Origin of the sequence: Sorangium sp. So ce693 (assembly GCF_051521375.1) — a bacterium.
Taxonomy (GTDB): Bacteria; Myxococcota_A; Polyangia; order Polyangiales; family Polyangiaceae; genus Sorangium; species Sorangium atrum.
The window spans coordinates 3,969,815-3,990,098 of record NZ_CP150347.1; the positions used below are offsets into that span (position 1 = coordinate 3,969,815).

General features: G+C 73.6%; 13 protein-coding genes. 8 read left to right on the forward strand and 5 right to left on the reverse strand.

Annotated features, from left to right (window positions below):
• Positions 1–28 precede the first annotated feature (28 nt).
• Positions 29–979: a Ku protein gene (locus WMF14_RS15160; RefSeq protein WP_437801673.1), complete on the reverse strand. Its 951-nt coding sequence runs from the start codon at positions 977–979 to the stop codon at positions 29–31.
• 265 nt (positions 980–1,244) lie between these two features.
• Between WMF14_RS15160 and WMF14_RS15165 the strand changes: the two genes are divergently transcribed.
• The gene (locus tag WMF14_RS15165; protein WP_272103634.1) at positions 1,245–1,844 is read left to right on the forward strand and encodes a cysteine hydrolase family protein; all 600 of its coding nucleotides are present in this window, start codon (positions 1,245–1,247) and stop codon (positions 1,842–1,844) included.
• Positions 1,845–1,911: 67 nt separating this feature from the next.
• Here the strand turns inward: WMF14_RS15165 and WMF14_RS15170 are convergent, their stop codons facing one another.
• The 3 genes from WMF14_RS15170 to WMF14_RS15180 form a co-directional block, all read right to left on the reverse strand.
• Complete coding sequence (locus WMF14_RS15170; RefSeq protein ID WP_272103636.1) at positions 1,912–2,457, reverse strand: DUF3341 domain-containing protein; 546 nt, start codon at positions 2,455–2,457, stop codon at positions 1,912–1,914.
• A gap of 31 nt (positions 2,458–2,488) precedes the next feature.
• Positions 2,489–2,932, reverse strand: coding sequence for a BON domain-containing protein (locus WMF14_RS15175; RefSeq protein WP_272103638.1), 444 nt, complete (start codon positions 2,930–2,932; stop codon positions 2,489–2,491).
• Positions 2,933–3,287: 355 nt separating this feature from the next.
• The gene (locus tag WMF14_RS15180; RefSeq protein WP_437801676.1) at positions 3,288–8,228 is read right to left on the reverse strand and encodes a sigma 54-interacting transcriptional regulator; all 4,941 of its coding nucleotides are present in this window, start codon (positions 8,226–8,228) and stop codon (positions 3,288–3,290) included.
• Positions 8,229–8,353: 125 nt separating this feature from the next.
• Between WMF14_RS15180 and WMF14_RS15185 the strand changes: the two genes are divergently transcribed.
• The 5 genes from WMF14_RS15185 (at position 8,354) to WMF14_RS15205 (ending at position 16,370) form a co-directional block, all read left to right on the forward strand.
• Complete coding sequence (locus WMF14_RS15185) at positions 8,354–9,079, forward strand: hypothetical protein (RefSeq protein WP_437801678.1); 726 nt, start codon at positions 8,354–8,356, stop codon at positions 9,077–9,079.
• A 142-nt stretch (positions 9,080–9,221) separates the two neighbouring features.
• A complete protein-coding gene (locus WMF14_RS15190; RefSeq protein ID WP_272103644.1) occupies positions 9,222–10,343 on the forward strand; it encodes a Kazal-type serine protease inhibitor family protein in 1,122 nt (373 codons plus the stop codon).
• Positions 10,344–10,461: 118 nt separating this feature from the next.
• Positions 10,462–12,171 (forward strand): hypothetical protein, encoded by a 1,710-nt coding sequence (locus tag WMF14_RS15195; RefSeq protein WP_437801680.1) that lies wholly within the window; start codon positions 10,462–10,464, stop codon positions 12,169–12,171.
• Entirely contained in the window at positions 12,168–14,318 is a 2,151-nt protein-coding gene (locus tag WMF14_RS15200) for an SWIM zinc finger family protein (protein WP_437801682.1), read from the forward strand. The genes WMF14_RS15195 and WMF14_RS15200 overlap by 4 nt, the downstream gene beginning before the upstream one ends.
• A gap of 438 nt (positions 14,319–14,756) precedes the next feature.
• The gene (locus WMF14_RS15205; protein ID WP_437801683.1) at positions 14,757–16,370 is read left to right on the forward strand and encodes a reverse transcriptase family protein; all 1,614 of its coding nucleotides are present in this window, start codon (positions 14,757–14,759) and stop codon (positions 16,368–16,370) included.
• Between the two features lie 77 nt (positions 16,371–16,447).
• On the opposite strand, the gene WMF14_RS15210 is transcribed toward WMF14_RS15205, so the two are convergent.
• Positions 16,448–16,687 carry a hypothetical protein gene (locus WMF14_RS15210; RefSeq protein ID WP_437801685.1) on the reverse strand — a complete coding sequence of 80 codons (240 nt, stop codon included), beginning with the start codon at positions 16,685–16,687 and terminating at the stop codon, positions 16,448–16,450.
• A gap of 92 nt (positions 16,688–16,779) precedes the next feature.
• Between WMF14_RS15210 and WMF14_RS15215 the strand changes: the two genes are divergently transcribed.
• A complete protein-coding gene (locus tag WMF14_RS15215; RefSeq protein ID WP_437801687.1) occupies positions 16,780–18,393 on the forward strand; it encodes a hypothetical protein in 1,614 nt (537 codons plus the stop codon).
• A gap of 45 nt (positions 18,394–18,438) precedes the next feature.
• A complete protein-coding gene (locus tag WMF14_RS15220; protein ID WP_437801689.1) occupies positions 18,439–19,986 on the forward strand; it encodes a hypothetical protein in 1,548 nt (515 codons plus the stop codon).
• The last annotated feature ends 298 nt before the right edge of the window (positions 19,987–20,284 follow it).

Sequence of the window (20,284 nt, forward strand, 5' to 3'; positions counted from 1 at the left end):
CGGCGCGCGGACCGCTTCGCCGTGCTCGCTACGCGGCCCGACGCGAGCTGCCGCCCTTCCGCTTCGGGGTCTCCGCCTTCCGCGCCCTGGATTTGCCGCCCTCTTCCGGCGCTGGTCTGTCGTTTTTCGCGCCGTTCTTCGCCTCGTCGTTCGCGGCCTTCCCGCCCTTCTGTCCGAGGCTCTTCTTGAGCAGCGCGATGAGGTCCACCGTGCCGGTGGCGCGGCGCTCGCGCTCTTCCTCCACGGGCTCCGCTGGCGCGGTCGTGCGGCCGGATTTCACCTTCTTCTCGATGAGCTTCATCACGTCGTCGCGGTACTCGTCCTTGTATTTCTCCGGCTCCCACGCGGTGGCCATCTCGGCCACCAGCCGCTCCGCCATCTCCAGCTCCCGCTTGCCGAGCCCCTTTCCCTTGGCGTCCATCTCGGGCAGGTCGAGCTCCTCGTCGGAGCGAAGCTCGTGCGCGAACCGGAGCAGGTTCAGCACGAGCCCTCTGCCGTGCGGCCTCACCGCGGCGATGTGCTCGCGCGTCCGGATCACGACCTTCGCGATACCGACCTTGCCCGTCTTCCGCAGCGCCTCGCGCAGGAGGACATACGCCGTCACCGGCGATCGCTTCTTGCCGTTCTGGGACGCGGGAGCGAGGAAATACGGTTTATCGTAGTACATCGGGTCGATCTCCGAGGCGTCGACGAAGTCGAGGATGTCCACGGTCTGCGTCGCCTCCACGTTCGCGCGGCGCAAGTCCTCGTCGGACAGGACGACATACTCGTCTTTCTCGTAGGGATAGCCGCGGACGATATCGTCCCAGCTCACCGGCTCGCCCGTCTCCCGGTTCACGCGCTCATAGCGGATCGGCCCCATGGTGCGCCTGTCGAGCTGCGTGAAGTGGAGCTCGTCGGGCTCCTCGGCGGGGTAGAGGGCCACCGGGATCTGCACGAGCCCGAAGCTGATACTCCCTTTCCAGATGCTGCGAGGCATGTGCGCTCCTTCGACCCGGGCGGCGACCCGAGGGGCCGCGCCAGGTCCGTCATGGCGGGCAATGCAAGCCGGCGGCCGACGACGCGTCCTCGCGGAGCCTGCGCCGCGCGCCCGTCCCGGCCGCCCGGGGGCATCGCGGATCCTGCGCCTCCCGCCGCGCGCTGCCACAGCCGAGGTCGCGTTTCGCCACGGCGGACCGGGCGCGGCGCCGATCGGTGGTGATCGCTGCCCCACGCGCCTTGGCCCGCTGTATAACCCGCGTGACATGCCTCGGCGTTCCCACGACCTTCACGGCGCCGCGCCGGACGAGAGCCGGACAGCGCTGCTCCTCATCGACGTGATCAACGATCTGGACTTCCCGGGAGGAGACCGGCTGCTCGCCCACGCGCTCCCGATGGCGCACCGCGTCCGGGCGCTGAAGCAGCGGTGTCGCGACGCCGGCATTCCGGCGGTCTACGTGAACGACAACTTCGGCCGCTGGCAATCCAACTTCCACCGTCAGATCGAGCACTGCCTGGAAGAGGGCGTCCGCGGCCGCGAGATCGCGGCGCTATTGCGGCCTGGAGAGGACGATTATTTCGTGCTCAAGCCCAAGCACTCCGGCTTCTACGGCACCACGCTGGAGATCTTGCTCGAGTCGCTCGGCGCGCAGACGCTCCTCCTCACCGGCATGGCGGGGAACATCTGCGTCCTGTTCACCGCGAACGACGCCTACATGCGCGATTACCGGCTGTTCGTCCCGTCGGACTGCACGGCCTCCGAGACGGAGGAGGACAACGGCCATGCGCTCCGGCAGATGCAGCGCTTCCTCAAGGCCGACATCACGCCGTCGGACGAGCTCGACCTCGAGCGGCTGCCCGCCTGAGGCCGGCCGATGCGCGGCGTCAGGCGGGCAGCTGCCCGAGGTCACGTGGGAAGAGAGAGCGTCGCGCTCAGGCGACGGCCTTCTGCTTCGACGAGATCCCCTCTTCGGTGAGGACCGCGATGTCGGTCGCGCCGCTGCGCTCCAGGATCTGCTTGGCGAGCGCGCGCTCGTTGCTGTCGTTGACGTGGACGGAGATGAGGATGTTGCCGCCCTTGATCTTCCCCTCGTACTGCTTGGCCTCGACCTCGGGGATGCCGAGCCCGATCAGGGCGCCCGTCACGCCGCCGAGCGCGGCGCCGGCCGCGGCGCCGCTCAGCGCGGCCATGATGGGGCCGGCGGCGATGAAGGGCCCGAGCCCCGGGATGGCGAGGGCGCCGATGCCCGCGAGCAGCCCGATGGTCCCGCCGACCGCGCCGCCCGCGCTGGCGCCCGCCGTCGCGCCCTCGGGCGCCTTCGTGTGCTTCTCGTGCGCGAAGTCCCGCGTCCCGTGCTTGTCGGGGAACAGCGCCGAGATGTCGCCTGTCATGAAGCCGGCGCGCTGCAGATCGCCGACGATGATGTCTGCCTGAGCGAGCGTGCTCACGAGGCCAAGGACCGCTTTCTTCGTTGCCATGGTGTCTTCCTTTCGGACCGTTCGATTCGGTTCAGTCAACGTCGACTTCGAGCTGGTTATCGACCTTCTGCACACCCGGGATCCCGAGGGCGATCGCGCCGATATCGGCCTTCTCCTTGTCGCTCTTCACCGGGCCGCGCAGCGTCACCACCTGCCCCGTCGTGATGATCTTGACGTTCTTCGCGCTCATCGAGAGCGTGTCGTTCGCGACCACCGCCTGGCGGATCTTCTGGGTGATCGTGCGATCGGCCTCGTTCTCGCCCTGGTCCCCGGGGGTCAGCGCGGCGGGATCGCGATCGCGATCGTTCTTGCCCGTGTTGTCGGCGGCCGTCGGCGTGGGGCTGTTCGCCCGCTGGGCGATCTCGCCCGGCACCGCGGGATTGCCGTCCGAGCGAGTCGTGCCTTCCGCTCGATCGCAGCCGGCCGCAGCGGCGAGCGAGAGAGGCATCAGCAGGAGGTATTTTGCTGTGTTCATGCCCGCCGCCCTCGCAAGGCCCGGGCCATCCCTGGCCATCCCCCGGTGGAGAGCGCCTGTCGGTGCGCGGCCGTGGCCACGGCGGAGCATGACCCCCGTCACGCCGGAGGATGAGATGCCTTTTTTCACGCCGTACCGTGGGTCGGCTCTTCCATGCGTCGGCGCGCGGCTGGCAAGCTCATGACTGGAAAGAGGCCGGACTGCCCCAAGTGGGGCGAACTGCCCCGTGCCGGCCATGTCAGAAAGGGAGAACTTGCGCTATCGCGCGGAGGACGGTGCGTGTGTACGCCTGTGACGGACGTCGTCGAGAGCGCCAGTCGCCAGCACCGGATCGGGCCCGCGCTGGAGGAAGGGCTCAGTCGTCGCGGGCGCCTTTCGGCCGTTCGGTCGTGCGTGCGTTTGGCGGTTCGATCGGCCGTTCGATTCCGAGCCTCCGCAGCTTCCGGTAGAACGTCGCTCTCGACATGCCCGCCTCGCGCGCGGCCTGCAGCGCGTTCCAGCCGGTCCGCTCGAGCGCGGCGAGCAGCGCGGCGCGCTCGTCGCGCGGCGGTCGCAGCGCGCCGCGGCCGCCGCCTTCCTGCGCGCGGGGCAGGTCCACGTCGTCGGGGCCGATCCTGCGGCCGTCGCAGAGCACGACCGCCTTCGTGATCACGTTCTCCAGCTCGCGCACGTTGCCGGGCCAGCCGTGCTGGCCGAGCCTCCGAAGCGCCTCGTGGGACAGGTGCGGCGCCGGGCGGCCCAGCTGCTCGGCGGCGCGGCGCACGAAGTGGAGCGCGAGCTCCGGCAGGTCCTCCAGGCGATCGCGCAGCGCCGGGAGCCGGATCTGCACCACGGCGACGCGGTAGTAGAGGTCCTCGCGGAAGCGCCCGCGCGCGGCCTCGGCCAGGAGATCGCGGTTCGTCGCGCAGACGAGGCGGAAGTCCACGCGCACGGCCTCGGCGCTGCCCACCGGGCGCACCTCCCGCTCCTGGAGCACCCGGAGCAGCTTCGCCTGCACCTCGAGCGGCATCTCGCCCAGCTCGTCGAGGAAGAGCGTGCCGCCGCGCGCCGCGACCACGAGGCCGGTCCGGTCCCGGTCGGCCCCCGTGAACGCGCCGCGGACGTGCCCGAAGAGCTCCGACTCGAGCAGCGCGGCGGGGAGCGCGGCGCAGTTGATCCCCATGAACGGGCCGCCCTTCCGCGGGCCGGCGAAGTGGATGGCGCGCGCGACGAGCTCCTTGCCGGTGCCGCTCTCGCCCGTCACGAGCACGTTGACCGGCGCCTCGACCACGCGGTCGAGCGTCGCGAACACAGCGCGGAGCGCGGGGCCGCGGCCCACGATGGCGCCGTAATCGTAGCGGTGCTCCAGCGCCTGCTGGCGGACGAGCACCTGCTCCTGCAGACGGTCGATCTCCGCGGCCTGGCCGCGCAGGAGCTCCTCGACGCGGCGCCGCTCGGCCTCGAGCTCCACGGTGCGGCGGCGCAGATCGTCGACGAGCCGCGCGTTGCGCAGCGCGAGCGCGACCTGGTCGGCGAAGGCGAGGAGCAGGTCGACGTCCGCCGGCGCGAAGCGCGCGCGCCGGAAGCGGTTGTCGAGGTAGAGCGCGCCGAGCACGCCGTCCGGCGAGCGGATCGGCACGGCGATCACGGACCTGAGCCGCATCGCGTGCACCGACGCGTGCTCGTGGAAGCGCGGGTCCTCCTGGGCGTCCACGGTGACCACGGGCTCCTGCGTCGCGATCGCGCGCTCGGCGATGCCGTAGCTGAACTTGAGGTGGCTCCTGCCGACCTTCTCCCGGTCGACGTTGCGCGCGACCGCCACGCGCAGCTCGCCGCCCGGCTGCTCGATCAGCAGGAACCCGCGCTCCGCGGCCGTGAGGTCGATCGCGGCGTCCATCGCCATCGCGAGGATGTCGGCGATCTCGACGGAGGAGTTGAGCCTGCGGAACACCGCGAGGAGCCGCTCGAGCTTGGCCGTGCGCTCCGCCGCCGGCTGCGCCGCGGGCTCGGCCGCCGCGGGCGCGCGCGCCGGCTGGGCCGCGCGGCGCCGGGGGTGTGTCCAGAAGGCGTGCTGCAGCGCCTCCGGCAGCGAGCGCGCCATGGCGGTCCAGGCGGCTGCCGCGCGCTCCCGCTGCGCCGCGGCGGCCTCGGGCTCGCCGGCGAGCTCGTGGGCCTCGGCCAGGGCCAGGCGGACGTCCGCGGCGAGGTCGGGCTGCGCCGCGCGCTCGGCGAGGCCGAGGGCGCGCTCGAGGCGCTCCCGGGCAGCGGTGAGGTCCTGACCGAGGTTGCCGTCGCCCTCGCCGTCGAGCAGCGCGAGCCGCCCCTCCAGCAGCGCCGCGCGCGCCCCGAGGTCGGGCGCCTCCCGGGCGGCTCCGTGCTCGCGCGCACGGCCCAGCGCGGCGCGCGCGTCGCCCGCCGCGCCCCGCGCGAGGTGGGCCCGGCAGAGCTCCAGCTCCTCCTCCACCACCTCCCGCTGCGCCCCCTGCGCCTCGAAGCCGCGCCGCGACCGCTCGAAGCAGCGCGCCGCCTCCTCGGCGTCGCCGGCCGCGAGCGCGCAGTCCCCGAGGACCGAGGCCGCCGCCGCCGCGAAGAACGGCGCGCCCCGCCGCGCGGCCTCCGCCTCCACCCGCGAGGCGACGCGGGCGGCCCGCTCGAACGCCCCCACGTCCGCCCAGAGCTTCGCCAGATCGAAATCGAGGACGAGGACCAGGTCCGCCTGGCCCAGGGCGGAGGCGAGCCGCGCCCCGCGCTCGTAAGCGGCGAGCGCTTCCCCGAGCTCGCCCGACTGGTGGCACGCCGTGCCCACGTTGAGGCTGCAGCGCGCCACCAGGTCACCGAGCCCGTGCTCCTCCGCGGTCGCCAGCGCCTGCCGGTACCCCACGAGCGACGCCTCGACCTCCCCGGCACGGAAGGCGTCGATCGCCTGGTACGACAGCGCCCTCACCAGCGCCCTCGGCGCGCGCCGATCGCGGTGCAGCCCGGCCGCGAGCCCGAGGTGCAGGCCCGCGAGCCGGCGCTCGCCGAGGTAGCTCGCCGCGACGCCGACGTCCTCGTGGAGGCTCGCCAGCACCTCCGGCTCGTCGCACCACGCGAGCGCCGGCTCGGCGCGGGCCCGCGCCTCCGCGTGGGATCCGAGCCGCAAGAGCGCCCGGCTCGCGAGATCGGCGAGGGCCGCGCGCTCGCGCGGCGTGGACGATGACGCCGAGCCCTCCCCGCCGGCCTGCTCGGCCCGCTCGGCCTCGTCGAGCCGCGCGAGCGCCGCCGTGGGGTCGCCCAGCTCCAGCAGGCACGCGCCGAGCCGGACGAGCGCCTGCGCGCGCCGCGGGCCGAGCCCTCCGGCCTCGTCGCTCGCGAGCAGGTGCTCCAGCACCTCGCGCGCCCGCGCCGCGCGGCCGGCGCGCTGGAGGGTGGACGCGATCTCGAGCCGGGCCTCCGCCGACGTCGCCGCCTCGAGCAGCGCCTCCGCGGTCGCGGCCCACGGCGTTGGATCCGCCTCGCGCTCCGCGCGCCGCTCGAGGAACAGGCGCTCGGCGGCCGCCGCGTCGCCCGACAGCGCGAGGTGCAGCGCCCGCTGCTCGGCGTGCGCCGGGAGGGCGGCGGCCGCCCGCGCGTGCGCCGCGCGGACCACCTCGCCGCTGAGGGCGCAGAGGAGGGCGGCGATCGGCCCGGCGCGCGTCAGCGTCCACCCCCCTGCGGTGCGGGCGGCGACGCCGCGGGCGGCGAGCTCCGCCAGGTGCGCGACCGGGAGCCCGAGCGGCGGCAGCTCCTCGTCGGCGACCGCGCCGCCCCGCACGGCCAGCGTCGCCACCGCGTCCCGCAGCGGCCGCCCGAGGCCCCGCAGCCGCAGCGCGTAGCGCGCGCTCGCCCCGGGCGTCGTCGCGTCGAGCCCGGCCACGTCCCCGCTCTCGGCGAGCCGCCCCGCGATCACGACGAGATCGGCGGGCCACCCCGCGCTCGCGCGCAGCACGACCTCCGTGGCGTCGCCCAGGCCGATGTCGTCCATCCAGCGCTGCACCGCCTCGCGCCCGAGCGGCGGCAGCGCGACCTCGCGCGCGCTCCGCCCCGCCTCGGCGGCCACCGCGGCGAGCGGCGCGCGGCCGCCGCCGTGCGGGACGCGCTCGGCGGCGAGGAGCAGGACCGGATCCTCGGGGCCGAGCAGGCGGGCGAGCGCCTCGAGCATCTCCCGGTCCGCCCCGCTCACCTCGTCGGCGTCGTCGAGCACGAGCACCAGCGGCCCGGCCCCCGCGTCGCCGCCTCCTCCTCCCCGCGCACGCGTCAGGCGCTCGTGCGCGCGCAGGGCGCCCAGCGCGCCGGCGGGGAGCGCCTCCTCGCCGGTCGCGCGGCGCAGCATCGAGGCCACCGGCGCGCTGGTCCTGGCGAAGCCCTCCACGGCCTCCATCCGGAGCTCGGCGCTCCACGTCGCCTCGCGCAGGAGGCGGCTCTTCCCGCAGCCTGGCTCCCCGGAGATCACGCAGACGCGCGGGCCGCGCTCGCCTCGCTCGAGCGCGGCGAGCGCCTCGGCGACCGCGCGCAGCTCACCCTCGCGCCCGACGAGGTGGGGCGGCTCCGGCGGCGGCGGGGCCAGGGCGCGCGGCGCGGCGCCCACCCAGTCGAGCACCTCGCCCGCGTCGGCCGGGCGGTCGCGCGGCTCGGACCGCACGAGGCGCTTTGCGAGCGCGCCGATCGCCTCCGGCAGCGGCTCCGCGAGCAGCGGCGCGATCGCCTCGAGCGTGCGGCCGAGCGAGAACAGGTCCGCGCGCCCGTCGGCCGGCTCGCCGCGGATCACCTCGGGCGCGAGGTAGCCCCGGGTGCCGGAGACGCCGTCGTCGGGCCTCCCCCCGAGCCGCGCCGCGCACGACAGGTCGATCAGGACCGCGCGCCCCGAGGCCCCGACGAGGATGTTGGCCGGCTTCACGTCGCCGTGGCGGATGCGCGCGCGGTGGAGGAACCGGAGCGCGTCGAGCACGTCCACGATCGCGGCCCGCGCCTCCTCGAAGCGGCGGCCTGTCACGTACTCGTCGAGCGGCGCGCCCAGCACCGCCTCCGACGTGAAGTAGAAGCGCGGCTCGCCGGTCTCCCGGAGCATGCCGAAGTCGAGCACCCGGACGAGGTGCGGATGGAAGAGCCCCGCCAGCATCCTGAACTCGCCGCGGAACGCCGCCCGCTCCGCCGTGCGCGCGTGGCCGAGCAGCTTGAGGCACAGGTCCCGCCCGAGCGCCTCGTCGCGCGCGAGCCAAGCCGTCGCCAGGCCCCCCCGCCCCAGGGGGCGGATCAGTCGGTAGCGGCGGGCGAGCAGGGTCCCTTCGGCTTGGCTCACCCGCGCAGTGTCTCACGAATGTGCCACCTGAGACAATGAGACACTATATGAGACACTTGTGCCTTGGATTTCGCGTCGATTTCCGTTCTTTTTCATTCGGCACCAGGTTTGCTCTAATGGCCGGCATGGCGATGCAGACGACATACGGACACCGAGGACGGCGGGGCGCGCGCGTCGCGACGCTCCTCGGGGTGCTGCTTGGCGGCTGTGTCGTGAGCCCGCAGCCGAGCCCGCCGGTCCACGAGCCGATCCTGGATACGGGGCTCGTCGGCGTCTCGGGTGACCCCACGGTCTTGCGGCAACAGGTCTTCCTCAAGGGAGAGCCTGGCGCGGTCGAGCCGGCGGAGGGCGTGGTCCTGGTGACGAACCTCGACAGCGCCGACGCGCCCGTCGTCGCGGAGATCAAGGCCGACGGCAGCTTCGTGGCCGCGGTGGACGCGTCGACGGAGCAGGTCCTGCGGATCCAGGTGAAGCAGGGCGAGCGCCGGTCGGAGCCGGTGGATCTGCAGCTCACGGGGGAGCCCATCGAGGCGACGCGGACGATGCTGGCGCACCTGCCTTGCCTCACGATCGAGCCCGCCGCGTGGGTCTCGCTCGAGGCCGGCGAAGGCGACGTGGTCGTCCGCAATTCGTGCGCCGAGGATGTGGCCATCGGCGCGCCGCGCTTGCGCCGGGGCGCGGGGCCGTTCGGGTTCAGCCCGGCGGAGGCGTTCGTGGTGCCGGCGGGCGAGTCCGCCGTCGTCACGGTGCGCGCGGACGGTGAAGGGGTGGAGCGCGAGGACGTGCTCTTCCTCGAGGTCACGGCGCCGGAGCCTGGGCGCCGCGCCGTGACATTGACGCTCCCCGACTGAGCGGTCGGGGAGACGAACAACGAACTCGCGCGCCGCGCTCGACGTACTGCGCGCGGCGCGAGGCGCCCCTTCCTCTGGAAGGGAGGGGCTCGTGGATGTCTATCGCCTCGCCGGGGACGGCGGGGCTCTTTTGGAGGAACAGATGAACGTCCAGAATCGTATCAAGAGCAGCCGTATCGGATCCTTCCTCTGGCTCGCGCTTTCGATGCTCCCGCTCGCCGCGGGCTGTCACGTGGAGATCGCCGACGACAGCACCGCCTCCGACTCGGCGGAGGTGAAGGGCGGCGGCGGCGGGCAGGGCAAGGCCTGCGGCGGCCTCCTCGGCCTCTCCTGCAAGAAGGGCCTTTTCTGCGACTACGAGCTCGACGCCATGTGCGGCGCGGCCGATCAGACGGGCACCTGCCAGTCCATCCCCAAGGCGTGCACGAAGGAGTACAGGCCGGTCTGCGGCTGTGACGGCAACACGTACGGCAACGAGTGCATGGCGAACGCGGCGGGCACGTCGGTGTCGTCGGTCGGCGAGTGCGCGCCTCCTCCGGGGGATACCTGCGGCGGCCTCCTCGGCCTCTCCTGCAAGGACGGGTACTTCTGTGACTTCGCGCCCGACGCCCAGTGCGGCGCGGGCGATATGACGGGCACCTGCCTGCCCACGCCGGGCGCGTGCACCAGGGAGTACAACCCGGTCTGCGGCTGTGACGGGAACACGTACGGCAACGCGTGCACCGCGAACGCGGCGGGCGTCTCGGTCGCGTCGAGCGGCGAGTGCGCGCCGCCTCCGGAAGAGGGCAAGGCGTGCGGCACCCGCGGCGGCTGGACGTGCGAGAAGGGCGAGTTCTGCAACTTCGCCCCCGAGGTCGAGTGCGGCGCGTGGGACGGGCCGGGGACCTGCACGCCCATCCCGGAGGCGTGCACGCTCGAGTACAACCCGGTCTGCGGCTGCGACGGCCAGACGTACAGCAACGCCTGCGCCGCCGCCTCGGCGAGCGTGTCGGTCGCGTCCAAGGGCGAGTGCGCGCCTGCGGGGAAGATCTGCGGCGGCATCGCGGGCTTCGCGTGCGACAAGGGCGAGTTCTGCAACTACAGCATCGAGGCCATGTGCGGCGCGGCTGATCAGACGGGCACCTGCCAGACCATCCCGGAGGCGTGCACCGAGCAGTACGACCCGGTCTGCGGCTGCGACGACACCACGTACGGCAACGAGTGCTTCGCGCACGCGGCGGGCGTGTCGGTCGTGTCGCGCGGCGAGTGCGCCGAGCGCCGGTAAGGCGGTATCGTAGGCGCCGCCCGCGCCGCGCGTAGCGCGACCCCCCCTCGCGCGACGCGCGGCGCGGCGGCGCCGCCCTTGACCGGCTCCGGGCCGGTTCCGTAGCATCCTGCCGCGCATGAGCGCCGCTCGATCCCAGACAGCGTCGACGCTCCTCCTCGACGAGCACTTCGAGGCCGGCGACGACCGGTTCGTGGACGAGGTGCTCGCGTCGGAGGCGGGCCGGAAGCTGAAGGCGCTCGCCCCGCGCTGGTACGCGGACCGGCGCCCGTTCGCGCGCCGCGCGCTGCTCCGCTACATCGACGACGGCTGCGACCGGCCGCACCACCGCGCCCTCGTCAAGGTCCTTTACAAGCTCGCCGAGCAGGCGGGGGACGACGAGATCGTCGGCCGCTTCATGGTCGCCTTCGATCGCCTCGTCCGCCGCAAGCTCGTCAAGGTGACCCGCTACGACTGGGTGACCAGGACCTCCAGCGACGAGCCCTGCCTCGTCAGCGACACCGGCGTGCCGGTCAGCCTCCCGAAGGGCGACGTCGAGTCGCCGCGCTTCTCGATGCGGACGCGCCACTACCTGCGGCGCCGCGCGTTCCGCTACTTCCGGCGGCTCGGCCGGCGCGACGCCGCCCGCTACGGCCGCGCGATCCGCGCCGCGCTCGCGCTCTACCGCGACGAGCACCTCGACAGGCCCGAGCGCCTGCTCGACGCCTGGGGGCTGCTCCACGCGCTCTACTGGGGCTCGCCCGCCCTCGATCGGCTCCCGCGCGGCGTCCGCCTCGCGGAGGGCGCCGCCCTCGCCGAGCTCGAGCCCGCGCCGATCTACCCCGAGGCGTGGCAGGGCGCCTTCGACGAGGTGCTCGGCCTGGTCACGGCCGCGAGGAGCCGCACCGTCCGGGCGTTCGCCGTCGGGCTCCTCGAGCGCGACCACGCCGCCGAGCTCCGCGGCCTGCCGCTCGCCCGCGTGCGAGCGCTCCTCGAGAGCCCGCACGACGAGGTGCAGACCTTCGCCGCCGGCCTGCTCCGCCAGGTCCCGGGCCTCGGGAGCCTGCCGATCGCGGACTGGCTCTCGCTGCTCCAGACCGAGAACGCCGCGGCGCTCGCCTTCCTCTGCGAGGCGGTCGTCGAGCATGTGTCGCCGGCGCGGCTCTCGCTCGCCGAGTGCGTGGACCTCGCTCGCGCGCGCGCCGCGCCGGTCGCGGAGCTCGGCCTCCGCTGGGCGAGGACGAAGCCCGTCGAGACTGCAGCGGATCTCGACACGATCGCGCGCCTCGCGACGGCGGTCGCCCCTCGCGTGCGGGAGGAGGCGGTCGCGTGGCTCATCGAGGTGCTCGGGCGCTCGCCCCACGGCCGGGCCGAGCACGTGCGCGATCTCCTGGACTCCCGCCACGAGGACGTCCGCGCCCGCGCGCTCGAGCTCTTCGAGGCCGACGCCCGCTTCCGCGATGACACCGGCCTGTGGGCCGCGCTGGCCGAGACGCCCCACGCGGACGCCCGCGCGTTTCTGGTCCGGCACCTCGCCGCCCGCAAGGCGGCCTTCTCGCCCGAGGCGCTGCGGCACGTCTGGGCGGCGGCGCTGCTCGCCGTCCACGGCGGCGCGCGCGACAAGCGCGCGGTCGTCCGGCAGATCGCGGACCGCGTGGTCGCCCGGCCCGGCGAGGCGGACGCGCTCCTGCCGCTGCTCGGCGTCGCGCTCCGCAGCGTGCGCGCGCCCGAGCGGCGCGCCGCCCTCGGCGCGCTCGCCCGCGCCGCGTTCCGCGCCCCCGCGCTGCGCGACGCCATCGCGCGCAGGCTCCCGGAGCTCCGGCTGTTCGAGGGGGAGGACGCGGCGTGAGCTTCGATCTCCGCTACCTCGGCAAGAGCGGCATGAAGGAGCTCGGCGGCGGCGCCGCCCTCAGCTTCGCGCCCAACCTCGCGCGCCCCAGGGTCTTCTTCGACGGCGAGCTCGCGAAGCCGGTGCGCTTCCGCGAGGCGATCAGCGCCCTCCACGACGTCGTCGTGGGCGACCTGCGGCGCCTGCCGAAGGATCGCTCCGCCCACGAGGCGTGGAAGCAGCAGGAGGCCGAGCGCGAGGCCCGGCTCCGCCGGGAGATCCACGGCGAGGCCATGAAGGCCGAGCTCGCGCGCCTCGGGAACGCGCCGCTGCCGCGGAACCTCGAGGCCGACTTCCGGAAGATGCACAAGCTCTACTGGGGCGCGCGCGTCCGCTGGGCGAACGAGCTTGCGAAGAGCGATCCGCAGCTCTTCCGTCACCTCGTCCCCTGCGATCCGGTCGTGACCGTCGCGCCCGACGTCGTCTTCTTCGAGTGCTTCTCCAAGGACGAGTCGAGCTACGGCTGCCTCTCGGTCGATCGTGACGCCTTCCGTGGCGCGCAGGACGCCGGCCTCGGCACGACGAACGTCGACTACTCGCTCGCGCTCTACGAGCACTTCCAGACGCTCCGCAGCTACCGGCCGACGCGGCTCCTCGTCGATCCGACAGGCTTCGAGGTCGCCGTGGAGGGCCGCGGCGACTACCGCGAGGAGAAGATCGATCTCCCGCCCTCGTGGCTGCGCGGCTTCGGCCAGCTCCAGGCGGCGATGTGCCTGCCGTGCCGGAGGGTCGAGGTCCCCGTGGAGGCGGTCTACTCGCTGCTCGCGCACCTCGACCGGCACCGCGAGCGCACGGGCCCGCGCAGCCTGCGCTTCCAGCTCACGCCGGGCAAGGCGCCGATCCTCGTGCTCGACCCGTGGGGCGTCTCCATCCCGTGCCGCGGCGTCACCTGCGACGATGTCCCCGTGGCCGTGGGGCCCGCGGCGGGCGGGGGAGGGCTCGGCCCGTACCGCTCCGGGGCGCCGAGGGGCGCGCCGGGGGCGGAGGCGACCGAGGAGATCAAGGTGTGGGGGAGGCGCCGCATCGAAGTGCTCGCGCGGCTCTTGCCGCTCGCCGATCGGATCGAGGTGCGGCTGCTCGGCTCCGGGCTGCCGAGCCTGTGGATCGTCTTCATGGGCGAGATGCGCTTCACGCTCGCGCTCTCGGGCTGGACGGCGAACGACTGGACCTCGGGCTCTCACCTCGACGTCATGGCGGACGCCTTCACCCCGGACGCGCAGCTGGCGGACCGGGTCGCGCGCCACCTCGAGATGGTCCGGCGCGCGTCCTACGGCGAGCTCGCCGTGTCGATGGGCGCGCCGGACGGCGCGCTTCGCAGCGCGCTGCACCTCGCCGCGAAGCAGGGGCAGGTGGTTTACGACCACGCCGCGGAGTGTTATCGCTGCCGCCCGGTGATGCCGGTCGCCCTCTCCGACGCGCTGCTCGGCCCCGAGCCCCCGGAGCTCGCGGAGGGCCGGCGCATCGCCCGGGGCGGCGTGGAGATCGCGCGGGAAGAGACGCTCTCCGGCGGCCGCCGCGTCGTCATGGCCAGGGCCAAGGCGACGAGCTGCGAGCTGCTCCTCGACACCGACGGCGCGATCAAGAAGGCGAAGTGCAGCTGCTCGTACTTCTACAAGAACCGGCTGCGCGCGGGCCCGTGCCGGCACCTGCTTGCGGTCAAGCTCCACCTGTCCGGCCGCGGCGACGCGGCGCCCTCGCAGCAGCCTCCGGAGACGCCGGGGCAGGCGGAGGCCGCTGCGCGCGGCACGAGGGCGGCGACGGCCGCCCCGCGAGGCGAGGCCGTGCCGTTCCCCGCGGAGCTCCTCGTCGAGATCGAGCGCGCCGCGGCCGCCCAGCGGGTGGGGCTCGCGGAGGTCGTCGAGGCGTCGTGGGATCTCGCGTTCGAGCGCATCCAGGGCTGCCGCTCCTGGGTCGAGGCCCTCGCGCTGGGCGGTCCGGAGGCGGAGCGGGCGCTCCGCGCGCGCGAGCTCCGCGCGCCGGTCATCAGGACGCTCCCGGTTCACGCGGACGTGCTGGCCGAGATCCGGCGCGTCGCTGACCAGTTCAAGGCGAGCTCCGCCGCGGTGGTGGGCCTCGCGTGGCTCGTCGCCAGGCGATCGACGAAGTGAGGTTCACAAGACACCTGAGAGTCCAGCCCTGCAAGGAGATCCGTCCGCTCGAGCCCAACATGCTGCGGCGCTCCGCCGCGGTGGAGGTTGTTCTTCCATGCATCCCCACCCCCGATGTTCTTTGGGCGCCTTTAGCAGCTGTGCGGTTCCACTCAGAGGGACCTGCGGTCCTGGAACCGCACAGCTGCCCGGCGCCTGGGTGATCGGGCGTGGTCACGAGCAAGTAGTCGGGCGGGCGGGCTTCCTTGGAGGGCTGGACCGGGTGATGGGGTACTTTGGCCGAAGATGGGGTCTTTTGAACCGCCAAGACGCCATAAGACGCCAAGAAAAACACAAAAATCTTGGCGTCTTATGGCGTCTTGGCGGTTCCATGATTCTGGCAAGGTGGGGTAACTACCCCACCACCCTGGACCGGGTGCTGTCCAGAGGAACGGTCGAATGGGCTTCTGGGATAAGCTGAAGTCGATGCTCGGCCTGGGCGGGGCCGAGCAGGGCGAGCGAGCGCCGGGTGGGGCCGAGGCGGAGCAGGCCAAGGGGGCGCAGGCCGGGCCCGCGGCCGCCGCGCAGCCGGCCGCCCGCGCCGCGGCGGCGGGCGCGAAGCCGCGCCCTGCGGACCCCTACGCCGCCGGCGGGATCCTCGGCCTCTCCGCGGACGAGCTGCGCAAGCGCGCGCTCAAGATCAACCCGCGCATGACGGCCTGGATCGGCCGCGTGGACACCATCCCGCCGCAGAGCGACGAGCGCACCGCCCTCATCGATCGGGGCCTCATCCTGCGCGGCCTGCTCACCGAGGCGCAGATCGCCGAGATCCACCGCGTCGGCGATCTCTGGCTCAGGCACAAGGACGCCGCGGCGCTCGCCGGCACCAACGCGGCGCGCTCGGCCGACGAGGCGATCGAGCGGCTCAAGCGCGAGAAGCTCGCCCGCAAGGAGGAGAAGCGGCGCCGGAGCGCCGAGCGCAAGCGGCAGCGCGCCGAGGCGGTGGCGCGCCGCCGGGCCGAGGACATCATCTTCCTGGGCACCGACGTCTCGGCGGGCCTCGCGGACCGGCGCTCGCACGTCGAGTCGCTCGCCCAGCGCGGGCTGCCCGTGCTGTCCACCCCGGCCGACCTGGCCGCGGCCCTCGGCGTCGCGGTCCCGCGCCTGCGCTGGCTCTGCTTTCATGGCGAGGCCGTCGAGCGCCCTCACTACGTGTACTTCGACGTCCCGAAGCGCTCGGGCGGGACGAGGCAGCTCGCGGCGCCCCACGCATCCCTGGCCGCGGCGCAGGCCTGGGTCCTGCGCGAGGTCCTGGAGAAGCTGCCCGTCGAGGAGCCCGCGCACGGCTTCGTGAAGGGCCGCTCCACGGTCACCAACGCGCGCCCGCACACGCGCCGCGACGTGGTCGTGAACCTCGACCTGTCCGATTTCTTCCCGACCATCACGTTCCCGCGGGTGCGCGGCGTCTTCCATCGGCTCGGCTACTCGCCGGCGGTGGCCACGCTCCTCGCCCTGCTCTGCACCGAGCCGCCGCGGCGGCCGGTCGAGTACGACGGGCAGCGCTACTGGGTCGCGGTCGGCGATCGCGCCCTGCCGCAGGGCGCCTGCACGAGCCCGGCGATCTCGAACCAGGTCGCGCGGAAGCTCGATCGCCGCCTCGCCGGTATGTGCGGCCGCGCGGGCTTCACGTACACGCGGTATGCGGACGACCTCACCTTCTCGGCGCCACCGGGCAAGCGCGGCGACATCGCGATGCTGCTGGCCCGCGTTCGCCACATCGTCGAGGAGGAGGGCTTCGCCATCAACCCGGACAAGGGCCGTATCCAGCGCGCCGGCGGTCGGCAGGTGGTGACGGGCGTCGTGGTCAACGACAAGCCCTCTGCCCCGCGCGAGGAGGTGCGCCGACTGCGCGCGATCCTCCACGCGGCGAAGAAGACCGGCCTCGCGGCCCAGAACCGCCAGGGCGTGCCGGACTTCGAGGCGCACCTCCGCGGCAGGATCGCCTATGTGCAGATGATTGACCGCGAGAGGGCCGCGCCGCTGCTCGCGGCCCTCGACGCGCTCACGGGGTGATAGCTGGGCGCATCTTCGTGCGCTACGGGTTCAGTCGCATCGTTCGGCCCGCTGCGGAGTACTCTCTTTCGCACGCCTCACTCGCCTGCCTGGAGCGACAAACGGATCGAAACCTCCTGCCGAGAGCAAGATTTCGAGCCACCCAAGCGCCCCAAGAACGCCAAGAAGAGGACAAATTCCTGGCGCGCTTGGTGGTTCGTTTCTTGTTGTTCTTGTTGATCGATGTGAGCGGCGCGCTCGGTGCCGTCCGTGGCAGTGCCGTGCGTCCAGGCGATGCCGCCTGGTGCCCATTGCCTTCTCTCGACGTGTTTTCTCATGCCTTGAGGGCTTCTCCCCTCTCCGCCTCCCTCTCGCCTCCAGCCCCAGCGTCATTGCAGGCTCGTGCTGCGGCCGTGTAATGTCGGGCGCCATGAAACGCCGTTTCGCGGGCGCGTCGGGAGCCACGATCTCCGGTCTCGCGCTGAGCTGGGCGATGATCTCGTGCGGCGCCGCCGTCGGCTATTCCGACGACTGCGCCGAGATCTTCAGCTGCGAGCCGCCGCCGTCCTCCCAGCCGCCGTGCGCCGGCGACCCCGCCACGACGCCAGCGAAAGAGGAGTGCGGCGTCTTCGTCGCGGGCCACGGAGACGACGCCCGCGCGGGGACGAAGCAAGAGCCTGTGCGGACGTTGCAGCACGCGGTCCAGAAGGCGCTGCTGGAGGGCAAGCCGCACGTCTACGCGTGCGCCGAGGACTTCCACGAGGCGATGCGCCTTCCGTCGGGCGTCGAGATCTGGGGAGGTCGCGCCTGCGGGCGCGAGGACTGGGCCTACCTCGGCGCGGACCACCCGACCGTCGTCGCGCCACTTGCTGGCGGCGTGCCGATCCGGGTGCATTCCCATGGCGCCGTCCTCTCGGACCTCTTTTCCAGCGATCCGCGCTCGCTCCTGTTCGGCGTGCGGCTCGTGGCGGCGGACGCGATCGAGCCGGGCGGCTCGTCGATCGCGCTGATCGTGACGGACGACGCCAAGTTGACCGTCGCGTGGAGCGAGATCATCGCGGGCAACGGCGCGCCCGGCGCGTCCGGCGAGGACGCGCCGCTCGACGTCGCGGAGGCCGGCGCGCCCGGGAACCACGGCGGTGCGGTCTGCTCGGAGGATCTCGTCGACGGCGCCTTGCCTACGGTGACGCGGTGCCCCGACGGCAGCACGTCGATCGGCGGTCGCGGTGGCTTCGGCGACCGCGATGCCGGCGGCGACGGTGAGAACGGCGCGGTGATCGAGCGTGATTCCGCGACGGCTCCGCTGGTCGGCGGCCACGGCGGGAAGGGGGTAGCCGGGGCCGAGGCGTGTGACGCGGGCGAGACCGGACCGGACGGCGCAGCGGGCGCGCCGGGCGAGGGCGGCGAGCAGAAGGCCGCGCGCGCCAGCGCCGAAGGGTGGCACGGCGCCTGGGGCGAAGCGGGGACGCCTGGCACGATCGGCCGGGGCGGCGGAGGCGGCGGCGGAACGCGAGGGAGCGGTGTCTGCGCGAGCACGGAGCCCCAGGGCGGCGCGTCCGGCGGCTCGGGCGGGGGCGGCGGCTGCGGTGGTCGCGGGGGCGGCGCCGGGCAGGCGGGCGGATCGAGCATCGGCATCCTCACCGTGGGGGCGGAGGTGGTCGTCGAGTACTCGTGGATCGTTGTGGGAGCGGGGGGCGACGGCGGGTCCGGCGGACGCGGGCAGGCCGGGGGCTACGGGCGGGCGGGTGGCATCGGCGGAGCGGCCGGGATGAATGATCGGGGACAGGAGGAATATGCCTGCGAGGGCGGCCACGGAGGGCGGGGCGGCCCCGGCGGCGGTGGCGGCGGCGGGCTCGGGGGGTACTCCCTCGCCGTCGCCCGAGTGCACGGCGGCATCGATTTCAAGGCGAGCACCGTCGTTCAGCTGAACTCGGCGGGCAAGGGAGGGGCGGGTGGCGGCTCCGACCGACGGCTCGGCCGAGGAGACGATGGCCTCGCCCAGGAAATCTGGTCGTTGGAGCAGCTGATCGAGCCACCGCGGTGAACCGCGGCGTGCCCATGCCGAAGCGCCGATTCACGAGGGAGACCGATGCAACAGTGGGTAGTGGCGGGGGCGGTGGTGCTGTTGGCGCTCGCCTCCACGGGGTGTGGAACGGCCGACCGCTGCGACGGCGGGGCGGGGTGTGGTGGGGCAGCGCCGACGGAGGCCGACTGCCTCGAGGCGCTCGCCGCGCACAGGGCGGTCGACGGCTGCGGCGTCTTCGCTATCTCCGCATCGGTCCGGAGCGGCGATGGCACGATGGCGAGCCCGGTGACATCGCTGGAGCGCGCGATCGAGCTCGCACGCGCCGGCCGGCGCCGCGTGTTCGCGTGCAACCGAGTCTACCCGGAGATCCTGACCATTCCCTCCGGGATCGACATCCACGGCGGGTTCAATTGCGATAGCGGCTGGCAGTACGATGCGCACTGGTCGCGGACGATACTCCAGGTCACGTGGACACAAGCCCCGCAGACCATCGTGCCCGACGAGGGCGAGCGCCAGGAATTCGACGACGGCGTCACGACGCTCACGGATGTGAACTTCAGACAGATCGGCCCGTTCGACACGGTCGATGCCGGCCAGACCGCGTACGGGATCGTCGTCGAATCGAACGCGGCGGTGGAGCTGATCCGAAGCGACATCGTGGTCAACGATGGCGCGAGGGGGCCCCACGGAAACAGCACGCGCGTCGACCAGCCGGAGCGAGCGCGCAGCGGAGCGCCCGGGAACCCGGGGAACGACGGCTGCTCGGCCGGCACCGTGCCTGGAGGCGCACCGGTCACCACGGTCTGCGACGACGGCTCGGTGTCCACGGGCGGCAAAGGGGGCGATGGCCACGCAGATGGCGGCGAAGCCGGGAGCGACGGGACGCCGCTTCCAATCCCGAACCCTGATGGCCATGGCCTCGGAGGCAGCGGGGCGAGCGCGGAGGAGAGCGGGTGTAAGCGCGGGGAACCGGGGCAGGATGGGGATCCCGGCGCGGACGGCCGGAGCGGGCGCGGTCCGGGGCGGATGACCCGGGCGGGCTGGGTGGGTGAGAGCGGAACCGACGGCAAGGCCGGCGCGCCCGGAACGCCCGGCGGGGGCGGGGGCTCTGTCGGCGGCGCGGCCGTGTGCGGCGCGTCCCCGAAAGGCGGCGCATCCGGCGGCTCCGGCGGCGCCGGCGGTTGCGGCGGCAACGCGGGCGGCGGGGGCGGCAGTGGGGGTGCCAGCATCGGCATCGTCGTCTTCGCGGGCGCCAGAGCGACGTTGCGCGAGGTCGCGATCCAACCGGGCAGCGGCGGGGACGGCGGCCGGGGTGGTCGCGGACAGAACGGCGGGTATGGCGGGCTCCGTGGAGATGGAGGGCAGCTGCAGGCAGATGGTTCTCGGGCCTGCGCGGGCGGCTCGGGTGGCCGCGGCGGCGACGGGGGGCACGGCGGCGGCGGTACGGGGGGGCCATCGATCGGCATCGCCTACGTGGCCGAGGATCAGCTCACCCTGGAGAACGTCACCATCGACCTCGGCGCGCCGGGCGAGGGCGGCTTGACTGACAAGCTGGACGGCGACAAGGGCGACGACGGCTTCGCCGTCGAGACATACCGCTTCACACCGTGAGCCCGGCCGGCGTTGCGCCCGTCGGGCTCGCTCGGGACGCGGCAGCCGACGGGCGGGAGCGGTAGCCGCGCCTATCCGGCGAGCGGATGCCGACGGGTCTGCGCCGGATGACGACAGGTTCCACCTCGGATGACGACGAACCCCCCACCGGATGACGGCGGGTACCCGCCCCGATGACGACGTCTCCGGGCCGGATGACGATGGCTCGCCGCCCGATGCCGATGGGTTCCGGCCGGATGCTGATGGGCTCCGGCCGCGTGCTGGCGGGCCCCAGCCCCGATGACGACGTCTCTGGGAC